The 19,644-nt window shown below is 50.3% G+C and carries 13 protein-coding genes; 9 read left to right on the forward strand and 4 right to left on the reverse strand.

Annotated features, from left to right (window positions below):
- Positions 1-333: 333 nt before the first annotated feature.
- Entirely contained in the window at positions 334-1,173 is an 840-nt protein-coding gene (gene panC, locus ABD852_RS08330) for a pantoate--beta-alanine ligase (RefSeq protein WP_345027820.1), read from the reverse strand.
- Between the two features lie 137 nt (positions 1,174-1,310).
- Between panC and ABD852_RS08335 the strand changes: the two genes are divergently transcribed.
- The 8 genes from ABD852_RS08335 to ABD852_RS08370 all read left to right on the forward strand — a co-directional run bounded on the left by ABD852_RS08335 (position 1,311) and on the right by ABD852_RS08370 (position 10,032).
- Positions 1,311-2,117 (forward strand): glycogen/starch synthase, encoded by an 807-nt coding sequence (locus ABD852_RS08335; RefSeq protein ID WP_345027821.1) that lies wholly within the window; start codon positions 1,311-1,313, stop codon positions 2,115-2,117.
- 175 nt (positions 2,118-2,292) lie between these two features.
- On the forward strand, positions 2,293-3,159 hold the full coding sequence (locus tag ABD852_RS08340) for a UDP-2,3-diacylglucosamine diphosphatase (RefSeq protein WP_345027822.1): 867 nt from the start codon (positions 2,293-2,295) through the stop codon (positions 3,157-3,159).
- A complete protein-coding gene (locus ABD852_RS08345; protein WP_345027823.1) occupies positions 3,156-4,265 on the forward strand; it encodes a glycosyltransferase family protein in 1,110 nt (369 codons plus the stop codon). Before ABD852_RS08340 ends, ABD852_RS08345 begins: the two co-directional genes overlap by 4 nt.
- 164 nt (positions 4,266-4,429) lie before the next feature.
- Positions 4,430-4,996: an RNA polymerase sigma factor gene (locus tag ABD852_RS08350; RefSeq protein ID WP_345027824.1), complete on the forward strand. Its 567-nt coding sequence runs from the start codon at positions 4,430-4,432 to the stop codon at positions 4,994-4,996.
- Positions 4,971-6,464 carry an outer membrane beta-barrel protein gene (locus ABD852_RS08355; RefSeq protein WP_345027825.1) on the forward strand — a complete coding sequence of 498 codons (1,494 nt, stop codon included), beginning with the start codon at positions 4,971-4,973 and terminating at the stop codon, positions 6,462-6,464. The genes ABD852_RS08350 and ABD852_RS08355 overlap by 26 nt, the downstream gene beginning before the upstream one ends.
- Positions 6,465-6,553: 89 nt before the next feature.
- A complete protein-coding gene (locus ABD852_RS08360) occupies positions 6,554-7,777 on the forward strand; it encodes a serpin family protein (protein ID WP_345027826.1) in 1,224 nt (407 codons plus the stop codon).
- A 245-nt stretch (positions 7,778-8,022) separates the two neighbouring features.
- On the forward strand, positions 8,023-9,351 hold the full coding sequence (locus ABD852_RS08365; protein WP_345027827.1) for an LVIVD repeat-containing protein: 1,329 nt from the start codon (positions 8,023-8,025) through the stop codon (positions 9,349-9,351).
- Between the two features lie 81 nt (positions 9,352-9,432).
- Positions 9,433-10,032 (forward strand): hypothetical protein, encoded by a 600-nt coding sequence (locus ABD852_RS08370; RefSeq protein ID WP_345027829.1) that lies wholly within the window; start codon positions 9,433-9,435, stop codon positions 10,030-10,032.
- Positions 10,033-10,046: 14 nt separating this feature from the next.
- Here the strand turns inward: ABD852_RS08370 and ABD852_RS08375 are convergent, their stop codons facing one another.
- A complete protein-coding gene (locus ABD852_RS08375) occupies positions 10,047-10,853 on the reverse strand; it encodes an SDR family oxidoreductase (protein WP_345027830.1) in 807 nt (268 codons plus the stop codon).
- A gap of 176 nt (positions 10,854-11,029) precedes the next feature.
- On the opposite strand from ABD852_RS08375, the gene ABD852_RS08380 reads away from it, so the two are divergent.
- On the forward strand, positions 11,030-13,999 hold the full coding sequence (locus tag ABD852_RS08380) for an FAD-binding and (Fe-S)-binding domain-containing protein (protein ID WP_345027832.1): 2,970 nt from the start codon (positions 11,030-11,032) through the stop codon (positions 13,997-13,999).
- 54 nt (positions 14,000-14,053) lie between these two features.
- On the opposite strand, the gene ABD852_RS08385 is transcribed toward ABD852_RS08380, so the two are convergent.
- Positions 14,054-15,811, reverse strand: a complete 1,758-nt coding sequence (locus ABD852_RS08385; protein WP_345027833.1) for a RagB/SusD family nutrient uptake outer membrane protein — start codon at positions 15,809-15,811, stop codon at positions 14,054-14,056.
- A gap of 21 nt (positions 15,812-15,832) precedes the next feature.
- Positions 15,833-19,030 carry a SusC/RagA family TonB-linked outer membrane protein gene (locus ABD852_RS08390; RefSeq protein ID WP_345027835.1) on the reverse strand — a complete coding sequence of 1,066 codons (3,198 nt, stop codon included), beginning with the start codon at positions 19,028-19,030 and terminating at the stop codon, positions 15,833-15,835.
- Positions 19,031-19,644: the final 614 nt, after the last annotated feature.

Consider the following 19,644-nt stretch of genomic DNA (forward strand, 5'->3'; position numbering starts at 1 on the left):
TAATGCTCACCATAAATCGATACCTTCCAGCTCTTCTTGTGCACATCAATCCCTATGTAAAAGGATTGATCCGCAAATGACAGTTCTTTACTAACTTTAGGATGCATAAGCTATATGCTAGTTTAGGTTTCATACTCCTTACTCTAAAAGAATATCAGCTTATGCTTCTTTATATTAGCCCCTTTCAAACATAATACCTCTGCGGTTAAGAGAAAACCACAGAGACCTCGAAGAGCACAGAGGTTACCCACAACCAAGCCACCAAAGAGAAAGCTTTGCGCTCTCGGTGCCCTCTGCGGTTAAAAACCTTCCGAAAAACAATAATTGCGGTACCTAAAAGACAAGGTTATCAATCAGGCGTACAGGACCAAGATGAGTGGCTATACAAAGCGCATTCCCACCTTCGCTTTTCAGCCCGTCGATAGCTTGCAGCGTAACGACGTCAACCAGCTCCAGGTACTCCGTGTTGAAACCCGACCGGTCAAGGTTTTCCGCATGCCGGCTCAGGACTTCTTTCGCAGGCGCTCCACCCAGCAACGCAGCTTTGCAAGCAGAAAGCGTTTTGTAAATTTCCGGGGCCAAAGCCCGCTCTTCCGGAGATAAACGGACATTCCTGGAAGACATCGCCAGCCCATCAGACTCCCGCACCGTAGGACAAATTTTAAGCGCTATCGGGAAAGATAAGTTTCTAACCAGACTGCGGATCACCGCGGTTTGCTGAAGATCCTTTTGTCCGAAATAAGCCTGATCCGGCTGCACAATATTGAAAAGCTTGGCGACAACAATCCCGACTCCATTGAAATGACCGGGGCGAAAAGCGCCCTCCATCACTGTCTCCAACAAACCGAAATCCATCTTCAAATCAGGAGCTGCCGGATACATCTCTTCGACCGAAGGCGCAAATACCGCATCGCACCCAACGCTTTCAAGTAATTTGCGGTCCGCCTCCAGGGTCCGCGGATACCTGGCAAGGTCCTCGGGGTTATTAAACTGCGTCGGATTGACAAAGATGCTGCAAACTACCCAATCGTTCTCCGCCTTCGCGGTCTTAATCAATTCAAGGTGCCCCTGATGCAACGCGCCCATGGTGGGTACCAACCCAATGGTGTTGCCTTTCGCCCGGCGGTCAAGGACCAGGCGACGTACATTTAATCCCGTAGATAAAAGATCCATCAGCAAACGCTCAAGTTTAGGCACATGCCTCCCCAAGTTGGTCACAATATTACTACATCTGCCGTAATTAGGTTGATTAATGGCAAAAAAATGTGTATTTTTGCACATCTTTTTATATCACCATAGCTTAGACACAAATGAGCAAATTACGGATTCTGTATGTAGCAAGCGAAATCAACCCTTTTCTCCAAGTTAGCGATGTTGCGGATTACGTAAGAAGGCTGCCACAGGCCATGCAAGAGTTCGGAGCTGAAATCCGGATCTTAGTCCCCCGCTTCGGGCTGATCAATGAAAGGAAAAATCGTTTGCATGAGGTGGTTCGTTTGTCTGGCATCAACATCTCGGTGGGCGATGAAGAAAAACCCCTGGTTATCAAAGTCGCGTCCATCCCCAATGCAAAACTCCAGGTCTATTTTATAGACAATGAAGATTATTTTCAGCGCAAATCGGTGTTTTTCGATAAAGAGGACAACTTCTTTGACGATAACGACGAACGCGCCATCTTCTTCTGCAAAGGCGTTCTTGAAACCGTCAAAAAGCTGGGCTGGGCTCCCGATATTGTACACTGTAACGACTGGATGACGGCACTTATCCCGCTTTACCTGAAAACAACCTATCGGAACGATCCTATGTTCAAGGACACCAAAAGCGTTTTCACTGTATACGACAATGCTTTCAGCTACAAGTTCGATACTGATATCGTGAGCAAGGCAAAAGCTATGGACGTGAGCGACGAAGCACTTCTACACCTTAGATCTGCTGATTTTGAAGGATTTGTAAAAATAGGATGTGCCTATTCCGATGCCGTTATCAAGGCCGGCGACAATATGAGCGATAATCTCCATGATATCGTGAACAAGATTCCGAAACCGGTCTGCCTCGATGAGGAGGAAGAGAATATTTCGGAAGCTTACTACAACCTCTACAACAACCTCGTGAGCTGATTCGGTTTACTTTCCCTGTTGTAAAAGAAAAAAGAGAGGCCGGACCTCTCTTTTTTCTTTCAGGCCTCCTACTCGTATATACATAAGGTCACCCGCCGCGCGACTTCCGTTCAGTTCTCAATTTGATCATACTCCAATAATATCCAGGTTATATCCACTTTGGAAATTTGGTAGTATGGAAACACCAAAAAGATTTCGCACGATCGTTGTATCGGATATCCATCTGGGCACTTCCGGTTCCAAGGTGAAAGAAGTCACCCACTTCCTGAAAGCCTACTCATGCGAGCGGCTGATCCTGAACGGCGACATTATTGACGGCTGGCAGCTGAAAAAGTTTGGCGAATGGAAGCGCAAACATACACTCTTCTTCAAGGCGCTGATCAAAATGATGGCCAAACACAATACGTCCGTCATCTACCTCCGCGGCAACCATGATGATTTTCTCGATCAGATCCTGCCACTGAAACTTGGTAAGAACTTCAGCATCCGCAAAGACTACATTCTGAAATCAGGGGGTAACCGCTATTACGTCACACACGGCGATATTTTTGACTCCGTCATATCCGAAATGAAATGGCTCGCCTACCTCGGTGACGTGGGGTATACTTTTCTTCTTTGGGTCAACAAGCTTTATAACCGCTACCGGGTGTGGCGCGGCCTGCCTTATTACTCCCTTTCTCAGAAAATAAAAAGCCGGGTAAAACGGGCGGTAAGCTACATATCAGACTTTGAAAGTAAGCTCACCGAGCTTGCCCGCAGTAAAGACTGCATTGGCGTGATTTGCGGACATATCCATTTCCCTTCCATCCGCCAGATAGACGGAATCAGCTACATGAATTCGGGCGATTGGGTGGAGTCGCTCAGTGCGCTTGTAGAAGACCACAACGGCAACTGGAGCCTGCTCTATTTCAGTGAGGCGGATGAGGTTACACCGCCGAAACCGGCTGCGCTTCCCTTTGAGAACCTTTTTATCGGGGGCGAAGAAAAAATTGTGGCCTTCTCGCGTCCGCGGCAAAGACAGGATACACCCCTACCCCGATGAAAGTTCTCTTCCTAATCCAGGGCGAAGGTAACGGCCATCTGACCCAGGCAATTTCGCTCTTCCAGCTACTTTCCGAGGAAGGACACGAGATTACAGGCGCCATGATCGGCTCCCTCAACGGCACAAAAAAACCGGCATTCTTCACTGAAAGTATTGACTGTCCGGTTTACACTTTCAAAAGTATCGGCCTCTCCTACTCCGGCCAGGGGAAACTGACGGTCAGGAAAACGCTGGCACATCTCATTACTACTATTCCTGATATATCCACATCACTGCAGCAAATTCACGGGGTGGTCAGTCAAACGCAGCCGGACCTGATTATAAATTTTTACGAGGTATGCGGGGGTTTGTACAATCTTTTCTTTCAAAACCAGGTCCCGGTTTGCTGCATCGGGCACCAATACCTGCTTGACCACCCCAATTTCAGGCTGCCTGACAAAAAATTCCTCCACCGGCTTGGCATCAGGCTGCTGACAAAATCAACGGCCATCGGCGCCGCCGGAACTTTCGCCCTCTCGTTTTCCGACGCCTACCGGTCCACCGGACGTCTTACGGTGGTCCCGCCTCTCCTTCGCCGGGAATTCACCGGGCTGCGCCCCGAGAAGGGGAATCACATCCTGGTTTATCTCACCCAGCCCCGGCTTGCCCGTGAAATTGAAAAATGGCACCGGCGGCACCCCACCACCACACTGCATTGTTTTTGCAACAATCCCCTGCTAAAAAACACCCATCAGGTGGGCGACCATCTCTACTTCCATCCGAATGATACCGCCACCTTCCGCCGGCTCCTCCAGACCTGCAGAGGATTTGTGTCCACTGCCGGCTTCGAATCCGTCTGCGAGGCCATGCTGCTCGACAAACCCGTAATGATCGTACCGGTGCCCAATCATTATGAGCAGGCCTGCAACGCGCTTGATGCGGTGCTCCACCGTATCGGTATTACCTCCGACCGTTTTAATCTCGACCTCCTCCTCAAATACCTCCCCCATCATCATCCCCGTTCCGCCCAGGCCCGTATCTGGTGTGCGAAAACGAAGGAACTGCTTATCCGGCCGCTGGAGCAGATCGCAGGTCACACCGCCGCCGCCGAGCCGGCATTGATCTGATAAAAATTATCCGGATAATATTTCTTCCTCTTACAACCATTTGCCGGATGGCAGACTCTTTACTGAAATCCTTCAACGCGCAAACACGGTCCGTTGTCTTTTGAAGGAAATATTTAAATTGTGAAACACAAAGTGATTTAGAAAGAAGCACCCCTTTCTGAAGAATGATATTTGATGAAAAGGAACTGATAAACGGCTGTCGAGCGCGGGACAGAACCGCCCAGAAGCGTCTTTATGATGTTTTTGGGGGAAAAATGTACGCAATATCGATGCGTTATACAAAAAACAGGGACGACGCCCAGGATGTGCTTCAGGATGCTTTTATCAAGATCTACGAACACATTCACTCGTTCAGAGGTGACTCGCCCCTGGAGTTCTGGATCCGGTCCATCGTCGTTAATACTGCCCTTAAACATTTAAAGAAGCAAAAGAACCTGGTTGACCTGGACGAGGCCCACCAAACCAAATATGATATAGAAACCCCGGATCAATCGCTTGCGGGTTTTCAGTGGCAGCAGCTCATGGAATTTATCCACGAATTGCCGACAGGTTGCCAAACGGTGTTCAACCTGTTCGCCATTGAAGGCTATAAACACCATGAGATTGCCGAAATGCTGAATATTTCAGAAGGGACCTCAAAGTCCCAATTTGCAAGAGCCCGAACCTTGTTACAACAAAAGCTGAACAAAGAACACCGATTCGACAATGAATCAATCAAAAGACAATCTTAACGAAGAGTGGCGGGAAATCTTCGATAAGGCATCGGAAACACCACCGCCAAACATCTGGGCATCTATAGAAAAGCACCTGGACGAGCAAAATCGGGTGCCGGTGGTCGTGCCGTTCTGGAAATCATCCCAGGCTTGGGTGGCTGCCGCCTCCGCACTTCTGGTACTGGGTATTGGAGCAATCCTTTTCCTCCAACGCACACCCAACCATACGCCGGATGAACAGGTAACGTTGCACCAGGCGCCGGCCACAACGACGCCCGATCATATTGCCACAGCGCCTCAGCCCGCTGAGGAAGGACCCGTTGTTGCTGACAACCCAACGAAAAAAACTATCACGGAAAAACAGGGAGCGGCCAACGCCGGCGATGTCAGCCCTTCCCGTCCCGCCGCCCGGGCAACCGGAAACAGCCAGGTTTTCGCGGGTGTAACTGAAAAGTTCGCCCCCGGTAAAAACGAAGCACAACAGTTGGCCAAAGCGGGTTCGCGGCTGGCAGAGCCGGTTTCCCGCATCGCCGAAAAGGACGAAAAAACAGAAATTTCGGGTACCCGCTCTCTGGAACCCCTGGATCCGTTGCAATTCGAGGAATTAAAAACCTATTGGCAGACCAGGTATGTATTCTTTAATCCTGATGCCCGGCATACGGAAGAACCCGCCATGCCCAAGGCAGAGTCCAGCCAGCTTTGGGCCGGACTGGCAGTCATGCCCGGCGGATTTAACCCCAATATGGAATTCCAGCACCAGTCGGTGTACCAAATGAACAATATTGTAGGCACTCATAACTATACCACCAGCAATCAGTTGTCTTACTCCAACCGGAATGAGACAGAAAGTCGCGACCAGGCAAAAATTTCTTACCAGGCCACTGCCCAGGTAGGTCTGAGTTTGTCAAAGAACTGGTCACTGGAATCCGGAATTGCCTATTTACAAGGCAATTCCACTTCCAGGTCTCCCGGCTTTATCATGGATAGGATTACCCAGGAAAGAGCTGACCTGCTGCCGAACGCTATGGCGTCGGGCAGCGCTCATTATTCAAACGAGACGGTAGAGCGGCTTCAACTTCAATCCGATGCAAAAAATGCGGCGATGTACGTTCCCATCGATAAAAATGTAGGGAATAACTTCAGCTACCTCCAGGTACCCGCTTACCTGGGATATACTTTCAGGCCGGAAAAGAAATTCAGCTACACCATTCTGGCTGGCGGCGTCACTAACTTTTTCCTCGAAAACAGGCTTGAAACCACTTCGGGGTACACGCTTAAAACAACGCCCGAGAACAATGTCTATAACGACCTGAATATATCGGCGGCTGCGGGCCTGCGAATCAATTACCGGATGAGCAAGGATTGGAACACCAACCTTACCGCAAATTATCAGCGCGCCCTTATGAACAATTTCCAGGACAACCTTTTCCTGAAATCTTTCCCTACAGTCTACGGACTGTCGTGGGGCGTAAGATATTCGTTTTAAGGGGTGAGGTTTGAGGTATGAGGCGTGAGCCGGACTTACTCAAACCTCACAGCTCAAACCTAACAACTCACACCTCAAACCTCTTTCCCATGAAGCCTTCGAAATTTCTAAGCGCGGCACTATTTTCACTTTCAGGCATTCTCTTCCTTGCCTGTTCTCAGGATAAATCTCCCCAACCGGGTGTCGGGAAGCCCGTGCATGTTTCCTCGAGGGTAGCGGATCAGACCAATGATTTTGCCTTTGACCTGACGAGGAATCTCTACAAAACCGAGCCCGCCGGCGATAATATTTTCGTTTCCCCTTTAAGCCTCCACATTGCGCTTGGAATGCTCCTCAACGGCGCGGAAGGAGAAACCCGTGACGGCATCCTCAAGGCGTTGAAAGCGGAAGAAAGTTCGGTGGAAGCACTCAACGAAGCCTACACCACACTTTTAAAAGAGCTACCGGCGGCCGACAACAAAGTGAAGCTGGATATCGCCAACGCGGTCTGGACACGAAAGAATTTTGCCGTCAAACCCGGCTTTCATGCCATACTAAAGGAGATTTTTGATTCTGAAGCGTATGAAGAGCCCTTCGACCAATCCACGGTTGACAAAATCAACCATTGGGCGTCGGAAAAAACCCAGGGGAAAATCCAGAAAGTGATTGATGAGATCAGCGATGACCACGTGATGTTCCTGATGAATGCGCTGTATTTCAAGGGTGACTGGAAATATGCGTTTGACCAGTCAAAAACGAGGGACTGGGATTTCCAGCTCGCGGGCGGAGGTTCGAAAAAAGTTAAAATGATGCTCGCCGAGAGCGATTTCCGTACCCTGTCCACCGAAGACTATTCCGTGGTGGAGCTACCTTACTCATCGGGGCAATTCAACCTCACCCTTTTTGTCCCGCACCAGGCCGAAAAGCTTACCGACCTGCTGGAAGACCTCGACCATGCGGAATGGGAAAAAGTACAGCAGCAGCTCTCGGTAAAGGGTTTGAAAGTAGGCTTGCCCAAATTCAGGCTTGATTACGAAATCCAGCTGGGCAATGTACTGGCTCAAATGGGAATGTCAAGAGCCTTTAGCGACGCGGCCCAGTTCGGGAAAATTTCGGACCATCCGTTACTGGTCAGCTTCGTAAAACAAAACACCTTCCTGGGCATTGACGAAGAAGGCACGGAAGCGGCAGCGGTGACTACAATCGGCATAGGTACCACCTCAACCGGGGGCACCGCAAAGCCGGCCATCATTGCCGATCGCCCGTTCTTTTTCATCATCAGCGAAAAGACTTCCAAAACAATTTTGTTTACGGGAAGAATAATGAACCCATAATTCAATTTTTTTTCAAAGTATTCCAACCATTCTTCAACCAAATCAATCTATTAATCAGAAACATCCGGAACGGTAGTTTTTTCCTCCTTCCCGCCTAACAGGAAGTCGGAGCTGCCGGATCTGCCACCATATTAAAGATCTGAGTATAGGTTTTACCTGTACTTGCGGGGTGCGGGATCGTCCGGAGGCCTAGATGCTTCCGGTCGATTTTTTTTTGCCTTTTTCCAATTCCAAACCTATCGACTATGCGACTACTATTACTACCTCTGTTCGTATCGGGCACACTGTTACTGGGAAGCTGTACCGACAAATGTGAAAAAACCCAGATTGTAAGACAGGTGAAAAACATCACCCTTTCCGCCGAAGAAATCCGGGCTCAATTAAAAATTGAATCGCCCAGGTCCCTCGAGCAACCCGGCAAAATCTACGTAAAGGACAACTACCTTTTTATCAACGAAATAAAAAAGGGGATTCACATTATCGACAATAGCAATCCCTCCAGTCCGAGGCAGGTTTCTTTCATCAATATTCCCGGAAACGGGGATCTTGCCGTCAAGGATAACATTTTGTACGCAGATTCCTATATGGATCTCGTAGCCATTGATATTACCGATCCGGCACAAGCCGTTGAAGTGGGCCGGGAACAGAACGTTTTTATCAGCGGCACACTCGGGGCCGACTATTGGGGCTACTCCGAAAGCACGGCCTCGGTAAGTACCCAGGAGGCCTATTTCCTGGAAGAAACCTTCCAGACCAATTGCGAAGGCGTTATACCCTGGGCGGGCGGCTGGTGGCCCTGGCCTTACTTCGACGTGCTTAACTTTGCGTCGCTCAACAGCGGCTCATCATATTCCGGCAGCGTTGCCAACGCTGTCAAATCAGGATCAGGAACGGGCGGCTCAATGGCACGCTTCACCATTTATGACAACTACCTCTATACTGTCGACCAGCGGAAACTTCAGCTTTTTGAGATCAGCAACCTTAAAAATCCGTCATTCGTAAAGAATATCGACCTGCAGTGGGGCGTTGAGACTATATTCCCCTACCGGGACAAGCTCTTTATCGGTACCACTACGGGGATGCACATTTTCGATAACAGCGTTCCTTCGGCGCCGAAACATCTTTCCACATACACCCACATGCGTGCCTGTGACCCGGTGGTCGTACACAACGACATCGCCTACGTTACACTCAGAACAGGCACCGGCTGCGGCGGCACCGAAAACCGGCTTGAACTCGTAGATATCTCTAACCTTTCCAATCCACGCATGCTCAAAGCCTACGACATGCAAAACCCGGCCGGATTGAGCATCAACTACCCGACCCTGTTCCTCTGCGAGGGCAAATTCGGCTTCAAAGGATTTGACGTAACCGACCGGAACAATATCGACAAGAACCTGCTTTTCCATGAAAAAGACATGGAGTCTTACGACGTCATCTCCATGGCGCAAAACCTGATGATGATCGGCATGGATGGTTTATACCAATACGACGCCTCCAATCCGAAAAACCTGAAAAGGCTCAGTCACATTCCAGTACAAAAACCGGCCATAGTGGTTGAGAAAAAGAAATAGGGAGGTGTGAGGTTTGAGCGGTGAGGTATGAGTCTCACACCTCACCGCTCAAACCTCACATCTCCCCCAAACCTTCGTCAGATGAAAAAACTTTCCAGATTGATTGCCCTACTGGGCCTTATGCTGGGGATTCTACCCGCAGAAGCACAGGATGCCGCGAACCGAAACCGGTTTACCAACCATACGGAAGTAGGCGCGCTGTTCGGCAAGGTTGAATATGCAACCAATCCCTATGGTAACCCGGTTACTTACGGACGCCAAACCAAAACCAATCTCTCCATGCAGACTTTTAACGGCCTGTATGTGGCGCCTAAACTCGCCGCGGGATTGACGTTGGGGCTTGACTGGTACAACGAAGCCATCATTAACCCGGTCGCGTTGGGCGCGCGTTACGACTTGCTGGCCCGGTATAACGCCAGGATTTTCGCCACCGTAGATGCCGGTTATGGATTTACCTGGTTCAATAAGGATCTCAACCAGAATAACCTTATCGGCGGCTGGATGATCAACCCTGGGATCGGGTGGCGGCTGGGCCGGCCGGGAACCGGCGGGTTCACGATCGCGTTGACCTACAAGCGACAGGAAGCTACTTTGAAAATGCCATTGGACCGCGCCATTCTGAAACAGGAAGAATCGCGCATTTATAACCGGTTGGGCGTACGGGTCGGCATTGTTTTCTGACGGCAAGCCAGTAACTAGTCCGGTATGTTTTTTCGTACCTGGTCAAAAAGAATGGCAGGGAAAAACCGCTTCAGATAAATGGCGGCCACCTCCTTCAGTCCGCCGATATATACTTCCTTACGCCCCTTCCTGACCGCTTTCAGAATTTTGTCTGCGCATACCTCGGGCGAGATGCCCTGCTCCTGGTTGGCATCCATCTTACCGTATTTCCCCCCGGACTCGTTCATGGCATTGAGCGAAACGTTCGTCCGGATGTAGCCGGGACAAATGGTGGTTACCTTGATACGTTCATTAAAATATTCGGCGCGCAAAGAATCAAAAAAGCCATGCAACGCATGTTTGGAAGCACAATAGCCGGAGCGCATGATCGTACCTATTTTCCCCGCAACACTGCTGATTACGATAAACTGACCGGCCTGGTGGTTGATCATAAAAGGCAAAACCGCCTTGGTAATGGCCACGGTGCTGTAAAAATTAACATCCATCAACTTCTGATAGACCGTAAAATCTGTTTGATGGATATAGGAGCGCTGGCTTACGCCGGCATTATGTACCACAATGTCGATCTGGCCAAATTTGGCGAGCACATTTGAAAACAGCACCGGGGCGGCTTCGAAATCGGTGACGTCAGCCGGTAAAACCAGGCTGCGGTCTTCAGACAGACCTGCTTCCAGGCGTACCCTTTCCAGTTCGTCCCTGCGGCGCGCAGTCAGTACAACCCTGGCGCCTGCGCTTGCAAACGCCTTCACCAACGCCTCCCCGATCCCGGCAGAAGCTCCTGTTACCCAAACCACTTTCCCTTTGTAGAATTCTTCAGACATACTTTCACTGAATTGGTCAAGCGGACAAAATTGGGCAAATAAACTTTAGTTTCATAACCGTTGCGGGTAAACTCCCCACCGGTCTGTCGCCGAAATCTACCGGCACCTGCAATTTTCGTCACCGGATCAACGAAGAGTTAGTAACTTTGTGCTCTAAATTCCTGGCCAGTAACCCAATGGATCGTATTCTTTATTTGAATTTCAGTAAACTGAGTGCCCGGCTCGAAGGCGAGCTGTTTTACGATGACTCGGTGCTGCATAAAGCGCAGCGTCACCTGTATGCCACCGATGCTTCGGTGTACCAGGAGCTACCCATTGCCGTAGCGATTCCGAAAAATGCGGAGGATCTGAAGGCACTGATCGCTTTTGCGCAAACCAATAAACTGTCTCTTATTCCGCGAACTGCAGGAACTTCACTTGCCGGCCAGGTGGTAGGTAGCGGGATTGTCGTAGATGTGTCAAAACACTTCAACGGAATCCTTGAAATCAACCCGGAAGAAAAGTGGGTGCGCGTACAACCGGGCGTTATCCGCGACGACCTGAACAAGCATCTTGCCCCTTACGGCCTCCTTTTCGGCCCCGAAACCTCTACAGCGAGCAGGGCCATGATCGGCGGGATGATCGGCAACAATTCCTGCGGGTTGCACTCAATTACCTGGGGTACCACCCGGGACCACCTGCTGGAAGTTAAAGCCATCCTAGCCGACGGCGCAGAGGTTCATTTTAAAAATGAATCAAAAGCAGACTTCCTGGCAAAAGTTTCAGGAAAAACGGTTTCAGGAAAGCAGGAGCAGGCTATCTATGCCGGGATGTGGGGGATCCTGTCCAATCCGGTTGACGAAGAACTGGTCAGAAAGAATTTTCCCAAAGCCAGCATCCGGAGGCGGAATTCAGGGTATGCCCTGGACAGCCTTTACCCAACCAACGACGACATTAACCTTTGCAAGCTTATTGCGGGCTCGGAAGGAACGCTCTGCCTGGTAACAGAAGCCAAGATAGCGCTCGTGGACGCGCCTCCCAAGGTCATAGGCGTAGTATGCGTCCACACGGCCACGCTACTGGAATCGCTTTATGCCAACCGCGTCGCCATGCGGCACCGGCCGAAAGCCTCGGAACTGGTTGACAAGTATATCATGGACTTCACGAAGGATCACCGGGAATACTCCAAAAACCGCTTTTTCGTGGTTGGCGACCCCGAAGCCCTGCTTATTGTGGAGTTCTGGGGAGAGACCGAAGAGGCGGTAACTGCCAAGGCAGCCGCGCTCATCAACGATTTGAAAGCCGAAAACCTGGGCTATGCATGGCCATTGCTTTTCGGGGAAGACGCCAACAAAGCATGGGATATCCGGAAAGCCGGCCTGGGACTTATCAGGAACCTGCCCGGCGATACACAGCCGGTTAACCTCATCGAAGACTGCGCAGTTGACGTAGATGATTTGCCCGAATATATTACTGAACTCGACCAGCTTCTCAGGAGTAAAGGTCTGCACGCTTCGTATTATGCCCACGCAGGAGCCGGTGAATTACACGTAGAGCCCATGATCAACCTGAAAACGTCGGAAGGCAAAGCGATGTTCAGGGAAGTCCTGGCCGATACGGCGGTACTGGTAAAAAAATACAATGGCGTACTTTCCGGGGAGCATGGCGACGGCCGCCTGAGAGGGGAATTTATCCCTTTTATGATGGGCCCCGAAGTGTATGAGCTTTTCAGGCAGGTGAAGAAAATATGGGATCCCGCCGGGATCTTCAACAAGGGAAAAATCGTGGATAGCCCGCCCATGAACGAGTTTCTGCGCTATGAGCAGGACAAGCCTAATCCAAAGATCGATACCACTTTTGATTTTTCCGCACAGGAAAGTATACTCCGTCTGGCCGAGAAGTGTAGCGGCTCTGGTGATTGCAGGAAGACTGAGCTAACAGGCGGCACCATGTGTCCCAGTTTTATGGCCAGTCGCAACGAAAAAGAAACTACGCGGGCCAGGGCCAATATGCTGCGCAAGTACTATACAGCCGCCCCTTCGAATACCCCCAAAGACGACCTCGTGTCGGATGAAATGGTAAAAGAAGTGCTTGACCTTTGCCTTTCCTGCAAAGGCTGTAAATCGGAGTGCCCTTCCAGTGTCGACATCGGGAAGATGAAAGCCGAGTTCACGCAGCAATATTATGACCGGCACGGAGCGCCTCTCCGCTCCCGCCTAATTGCGAATTTCACGGGAGAAATGAAGCTCGCATCCATATTTCCCTGGGCATATAATTTCATTTTCAAAACCCCGGCACTGCGGAGATTGGCCAACAAAATGGTCGGATTCCATCCGGACCGGACCATGCCGCTTTTGCACAACACTACCTTGCGCAACTGGTGGAAACACCGAAGTCCGTCAGGCCAACCCGGTAAATCGACAGCATCGCCGGGGAAGGTTTATCTTTTCTGCGACGAGTTTACCAATTACAATGACGTGGAAGTCGGCAAAAAAGCCATCCTGCTACTCGAAAAGCTTGGTTACGAAGTAGTAATTCCGCAACACCTGGAATCGGCGCGGTCCTTTCTCTCAAAAGGCTTTGTAAAGGAAGCGAAAGAGATTGCGTTGCGAAATGTAACGCTGCTAAAAGACATCGTTTCCGAAAACGCACCGCTGGTGGGAATAGAACCTTCGGCAATTCTCTCTTTCCGTGACGAATACCCGGAACTGGTCCCGGACTCTTTAAAGGCGGATACCCGGAAACTCGGCGAAAACAGCTTCCTGTTTGAAGAATTCATCGCCCGTGAGTACGACGCAAAACGGATCCGTCCCGACCAATTCACACAAGCGGAACGTTTGGTTAAAATTCATGGTCATTGCCACCAGAAAGCACTTTCTTCACTGGTAGCGTCCAAGAAAACGCTGTCGCTCCCCGCCGGGTACAAAGTACAGCTTATTCCATCGGGATGCTGTGGAATGGCCGGCTCTTTCGGCTATGAAGAAGAGCACTACGACCTTTCGATGAAAGTGGGCGAGCTCGTACTGTTTCCGACGGTACGAAGCCAGGGCGAAGATGTGATTATAGCCGCCGCAGGAACCAGCTGCCGGCATCAGATCAAGGACGGAACGGGACGCATTGCCCGACACCCGGCCGAAATACTGTGGGAAGCTTTGGCAGGCCAATAAAGGAAAGGGCGGCAATTCTCTCATGGAATTGTCGCCCTTTCTTTAAAACTTACCTTACTCTATTGTTTCCAACGGGGGTTTGTTGCGCTCCCACCCGGTGTACCCGGGGCTCTGGTTAATAGTACCCAGCGTGTTGGAGTTAATGATCTTATCGTCGATCGGCCACTGGAAATGGTGCGGCTCTATTTTAGGACTGACCCCGAGGATAATGGGGGCCGGGGTAATACTGTACAGGTTGTTCAGATTTCTTACACGGTCGTAGTAGAAGTTTTTCTGATGGATGGTACCCAGGCTGTACCCCCGCAGGCCTTTTGAGGCCAGGATATAAGAAACCCTGTTCAGCTCATTCTGGCGCGGTTCTTCCGCATACAATTCCCGCGCCCGCTCATCGAACAGGTAGTCAAGCGTAACGTCCGATGCTTTGATTGGCTCGGCCTTTGCCCTTGCCCGCACCTTGTTAATATCATCTGCAGCTAAAGCCAGCTCATTTTTCCAGAAATGGGCTTCGGCGCGTAGCAGGTAAGTTTCAGCAAGCCGGAAGATATACTGATCTCCGTTTCCGCCGTTCGGAAGGTCATTCGGGTTTTGCTGCGGATTGAATACTTTATAATGGGGCCAGGCGAACATGGTGTATACACTATCGGAAGGATTAGACATCCATTTGCCTTGCCAGGGTTGTCCAAAATTGGCTGACGCAGGATTGTTGTACACAATTTCATGCTTGTCAATCCAGTTGATATCGGCACGTCTCAAATCACCGGTATTCCGCCAGGTCTTGCCGAATTCATTCCATATCGTGTACATATGCCAGTCTGAGGCGGCTACGTCCGGATTTCCGTTGCCCAGCGTATCGGCCATGGGAGACGGTTTAATGAACCCTACCCCACCTTTACTGTCCCTGTTGGAAGTGTGCCACCAGGAAGCCGCGTAATGGCGCATGGAAAAGGACCCGGCTGTTTTAGCGCCTTCCGGCGATTCAAACCGGTCGACGATGGCCAGGATGGTCTCCTTGTTAAGCGGTGAATTCTTATTGTTGGGGCGGTGCAGATCCCAAAGCAGGTTCCGGAACGGCTTGCCGGCATCTTCGCCGAACCTGGCGGTCATTAATGCATGCTTACCGTCATCGATTACGGCGCTGGCAGCGCTAATGGCCCGATCAAAATCCATGTCGGCGAGGGCGATCTTCGCAAGCAGGTGGTTGCCCGCTGCTTTGGATATCGCGCCGGGAGCTGCTGTCTCGGGCAGGTGCGTCACGGCAAATTCCGCATCTGCCTTTATCTTTTTGATGATGGCCCATCGGCTATGAGAGTTGAAATCGAGGCGTGCACCCGATATTTCGGTATTCACAAAGGGAAGATCGCCATAGTTATGTACAAGGCGATAATACCAATACGCACGATGCCAGTACGCTTCCGCCAGTACTTTATTACGGGCCTCTTCGGTTTCCCATTTAATGTCGTCAATCCTGGTGATGGCCACATTGGCGTCTTTGACAAACTTGAAAATCGTATTAATCTGGTCTACGAATTTCTGGTATTTGTCGGAGCTGGGCGTCAGGTTGGTAAAATCCAACTGCAGAAGCGGTGACCCCATCTCGGAGGCGGCTACCTGGTGGGAAATAAAGTGCTTGTAGCCTGACACCTCTGCCACCAGGTTTTTACGCATCGTGATCAAAAGCGATTCAAAGCCCTGGGCATTCACAAAAACGTTCTCGGGTGCAAAGAACGACTTGGGCTTGGGCTTCAGGAAGTCTTCTGAACAGGATACCGTCAGAAGCAACATAACAGGTAAAATGAATTTTATATTTTTCATATCTCTTTTTTCCGGCTTGAGTTATAGGGAAATGTTTAGGCCTGCGGTGAAAGTACGGGGCATCGGGAGATTCGGATTCCCCCGGCTGGAAGCGGATTCGGGATCATAACCAGGCCATTTGTCGAAGCTGTAAAGGTTCCTGACAGCTCCGAATACCCGGATATTCTGTAGCTTCAGACGGTTCGCAACAGTCATTGGGACATTGTAAGACAAACTGAAGTCCTGGATTCTGACAAAGGACAGCGGCTTGTACAACATCACCCCGCCTCCAAACGGCGATGTGTTTTTAGACAATACCGGCCATTCATTCGACCGGTTCTCCGGTGTCCAGTAGCCGAGACCGCGCGGGATTCCCCGCCGCCCGTAAGTCGACCAGTCTTCTAAGGCCTGGCCGAACGCACCTTTATGACCCAGGTCCGCTCGGATAAAAAGGGCTGCCGTAAAATTCTTCAGGAAACTGACCTCGTTACGCAGCCCCATCCGGAATCTCGGTTGTGAGAAGCCGATAAAAGTCTTGTCCTGGAGCGCTTCGTACCGGTGATCCCCATTAATGTCCAAAGCCTTGATATTTCCGGGACGAAGGTTATATTTGAGCGCCTCCTCTTTCTCTTCTTCCTGCCACATACCCAATATTTTGTAGTCCCAGATAGCGTCAATCGGCCTGCCGATAAACCACTTGTTCGCAAAATCGGGTATTTCCCCCTCGTAGGTTTTTCCTTCCAGCACATAGGTTCCGGTTTTACCAAACAGCTCTTTGATTTTGTTACGGTTCAGCGAGAAGTTAAAGCTGGATTTCCACACGAGATTCTCCCGCTCGACGTTGACCGAATTCAATGTAAGTTCCAGACCTTTGTTACCCAAACGGCCAATGTTCGTGGTTACGCTGGTAAACCCGGTCAGGGAAGGCAGCGTCCTGTTCACCAGGAGCCTGTTCGTGGTCATATCGTAGTAGTCGAGCGTTAAGTCCAACCGGTTCTTGAACAAGCTGACATCCGCCCCGAGGTTGATGGACTCGGTTTCTTCCCACATCAGTTCGGGGTTGGCCAATGTAGCATTGGTGACGCCAATCAATACATTGGTTCCGTCAAAGTATTGGTTTGAGCTAAGCTGTGCCAATGCAGAGTAGGGGCCGATATCCCGGTTTCCATTCCGTCCCCAGGAAAGCCTTAGCTTGAGCTGGTTAATCACGTTGGATTGAAAGAAATCTTCCTCGGATATCCGCCATGCGAAGGCTGCGGCCGGGAAGTTCGCCCGCGGGTGCGCATTACCGAATGCAGAATACCCGTCTCGTCTGGCTGAAACCGTAAAGAGATACCGGTTATCGAATGTGTAATTCAGACGGGCCATTAACCCGTCACCGGTAACCAGGGTATCTCCCGCAAGCAGGACCGGATTGATTCCAAACTGAATTCCCGAATAGCCCAGTGCGGAGTTCGGAGAAAACGTATTGTTGGTCATCTTGCTGCTCCAGATCTGGTTCTTTTCTACCGTGTAAAGGAAAGTAGCATCAAAGGCGTGTTTGCCGAATTGCTTGTTCCATTTCAGGAGGTTATCCACCATCCATTCAACCTGCTGATAATCCTCGCGAGTTGCGTAGCCATTTTTAAAGGTCCTTCCGCCCTGTATGGTTTCGGGAGACCAGTAATTGTAATCCCGCCTGTCGGTTATCCGCGGCTGAAAGGAAATCTTATGCGTGAAGCCGAATGGCAGTTTTATCTCCGCGAAAATCGAGGCGAAAAGACTGTTGATTTTCCGGTCCCGGTCCTGTCCCAGGGTATTAATAAGCGGATTCTGTGCGTTTTCCGAATCACCGGGGAACCAATTCAGTTTGCCCTTGCTATCCCGGACCGAGCCAAACGGCGTAACAATCTGCATTTGGCCAAGATTGGCTTCAACCGCGCTTTCGTCACGAAAAGAATATTGGACGTTCGTCCCCACATTCAACCATTTCGCTACATCGAAATCAAAATTCAGCCTGGATCGAAGCGCGGAAAACTGGTCACCCCGGATGATCCCTTCGTTGTTTACATAACCGACGGACCAAAAATACCGCGACCGGTCGGAGCTACCCGAAATACTGAGGTCCGTTTCACTCCTGATGCCTGTTCTGAACACTTCTTTGTTCCAGTCAGTAGTTTTGCCCGAAAGGTAAGCATCCACTTCTCCCGGATAGAAGTTAAGCCTGTTCAACCATTCCAGTTCATCATTTGCATTGGAGGCGGGCACGGTATTGCGCCATTGTTCTATGGTAACGCCTTCAGGCAACGCGTTGGGTGAGAGATAATGGTAGGCCGGGAAATCGGTAGGTACCGTCCGGAAATAATCGGTACGAAAATCAAGGTATTCTTGCGGACTACGCGCCCCGAAATCGTTCCGGGTAATGGAGGCTGCTCCAAAATTGGTAGTAAGGCTGATGGTAGGCTTGCCGCCTTTACCGCGCTTGGTGGTAATCAGGATGACCCCGGAAGCAGCCCGGGCCCCGAAGACGGCGGCGGAACTGGCATCCTTCAAGATATCAATATTTTCTATATCATTTGGGTTGATATCACTTATACTTCCGTTGTACACCACACCGTCCAATACGATCATCGGCGACGTACCGGCAGTTAGTGAATTCGGTCCTCTCAGCTCCATGCTGCTACCGCCGGCGGCTTTTGTTCCCTGGTTGGCATAAAACCCAGCTACCGTTCCGGTGAGCATGTCCGAAACCTGCGTCATGGGTTGACTTTTGAAAGCGTCGGCACTAACCCTCGCGACGGAACCCGTGAGGTCGCTTTTTTTCGCCGTACCGTATCCAATCACCACCAGCTCATCCAGCGCTTTCACGTCGGCTTCCAGGGTAACATTCAGGGTGGATTGACTTCGCGAAAGCGGAACTTCCTTGGGTAGGTATCCAACAAAGGAAAAGACAAGCACCGGGCTTGCATGTGAATCCGGAACTGTAAAATTGTAAACGCCATTTACATCGGTCACTGTGCCGCTCTGCGTTCCTTTCAAAAGGATGCTCACGCCCGGCAATGTCTCGCCTTTTTCATCCTTTACGACGCCTTTAATCTCCTGCACACTTGAGGCGGCAAGCGGGAGGGCAGCAACGCTTCGGATTGAATGCCTGTCGTTGGCGAAAGACACACCGGTGACCAGCAAACCTAGCAAAGTGTGCGTGACACCGGATCTGATCATCTTTTTTAGCACCCTGGTGCCATCTGTTCTTTCATTCATAATTGATTAGGATTTAGACTATTAATAACAAGGTCAATACCTGCTTCCGCTCCGGCTCAGCGAATCACTTCGCTTGAAGCGCTTGGAAAAAGGCCCGTAAAATACTGAGGTGGTTAAGGCAAGAATCAGCTCCGGCCGGGTAAGGGTAAGAAGTTTTGCCTCATCCTCCGTTTAATTGCACTTAACGGAGTTATTCCCCGACGGTGCCGGATATACTCACCCGGGCATTCGTTAACCCTGTCGGACAAGCCGATCCGGCCGGGTTAACACTGTCTATGACCGGCTGGACGGGGCTAAGGTTATTCAGGGAAAACTAATGACAAGTTCAATCCGGCCGCTATGCTATAATTGTAGCCACCAATTCACGAATGAAAAACATCCACCAAGCGAATGACACCAATGGTATCTGCAAACCATCGCAAAAAACCTTCGTGTCCTTCGTGGCCGCTGTGGTAAAAAACCAACCACAAAGCGCACGAAGTACACAAAGGGTACTACAAACCATTACAAAAAAACCTTCGTGGCCGCTGTGGTGAAAAACTAACCGCAAAGGTATTATGTTTGAAAGGGGCTAATATAAAGAAGCATAAGCTGATATTCTTTTAGAGTAAGGA

Origin of the sequence: Ravibacter arvi (genome assembly GCF_039540405.1) — a bacterium.
GTDB lineage: Bacteria > Bacteroidota > Bacteroidia > Cytophagales > Spirosomataceae > Ravibacter > Ravibacter arvi.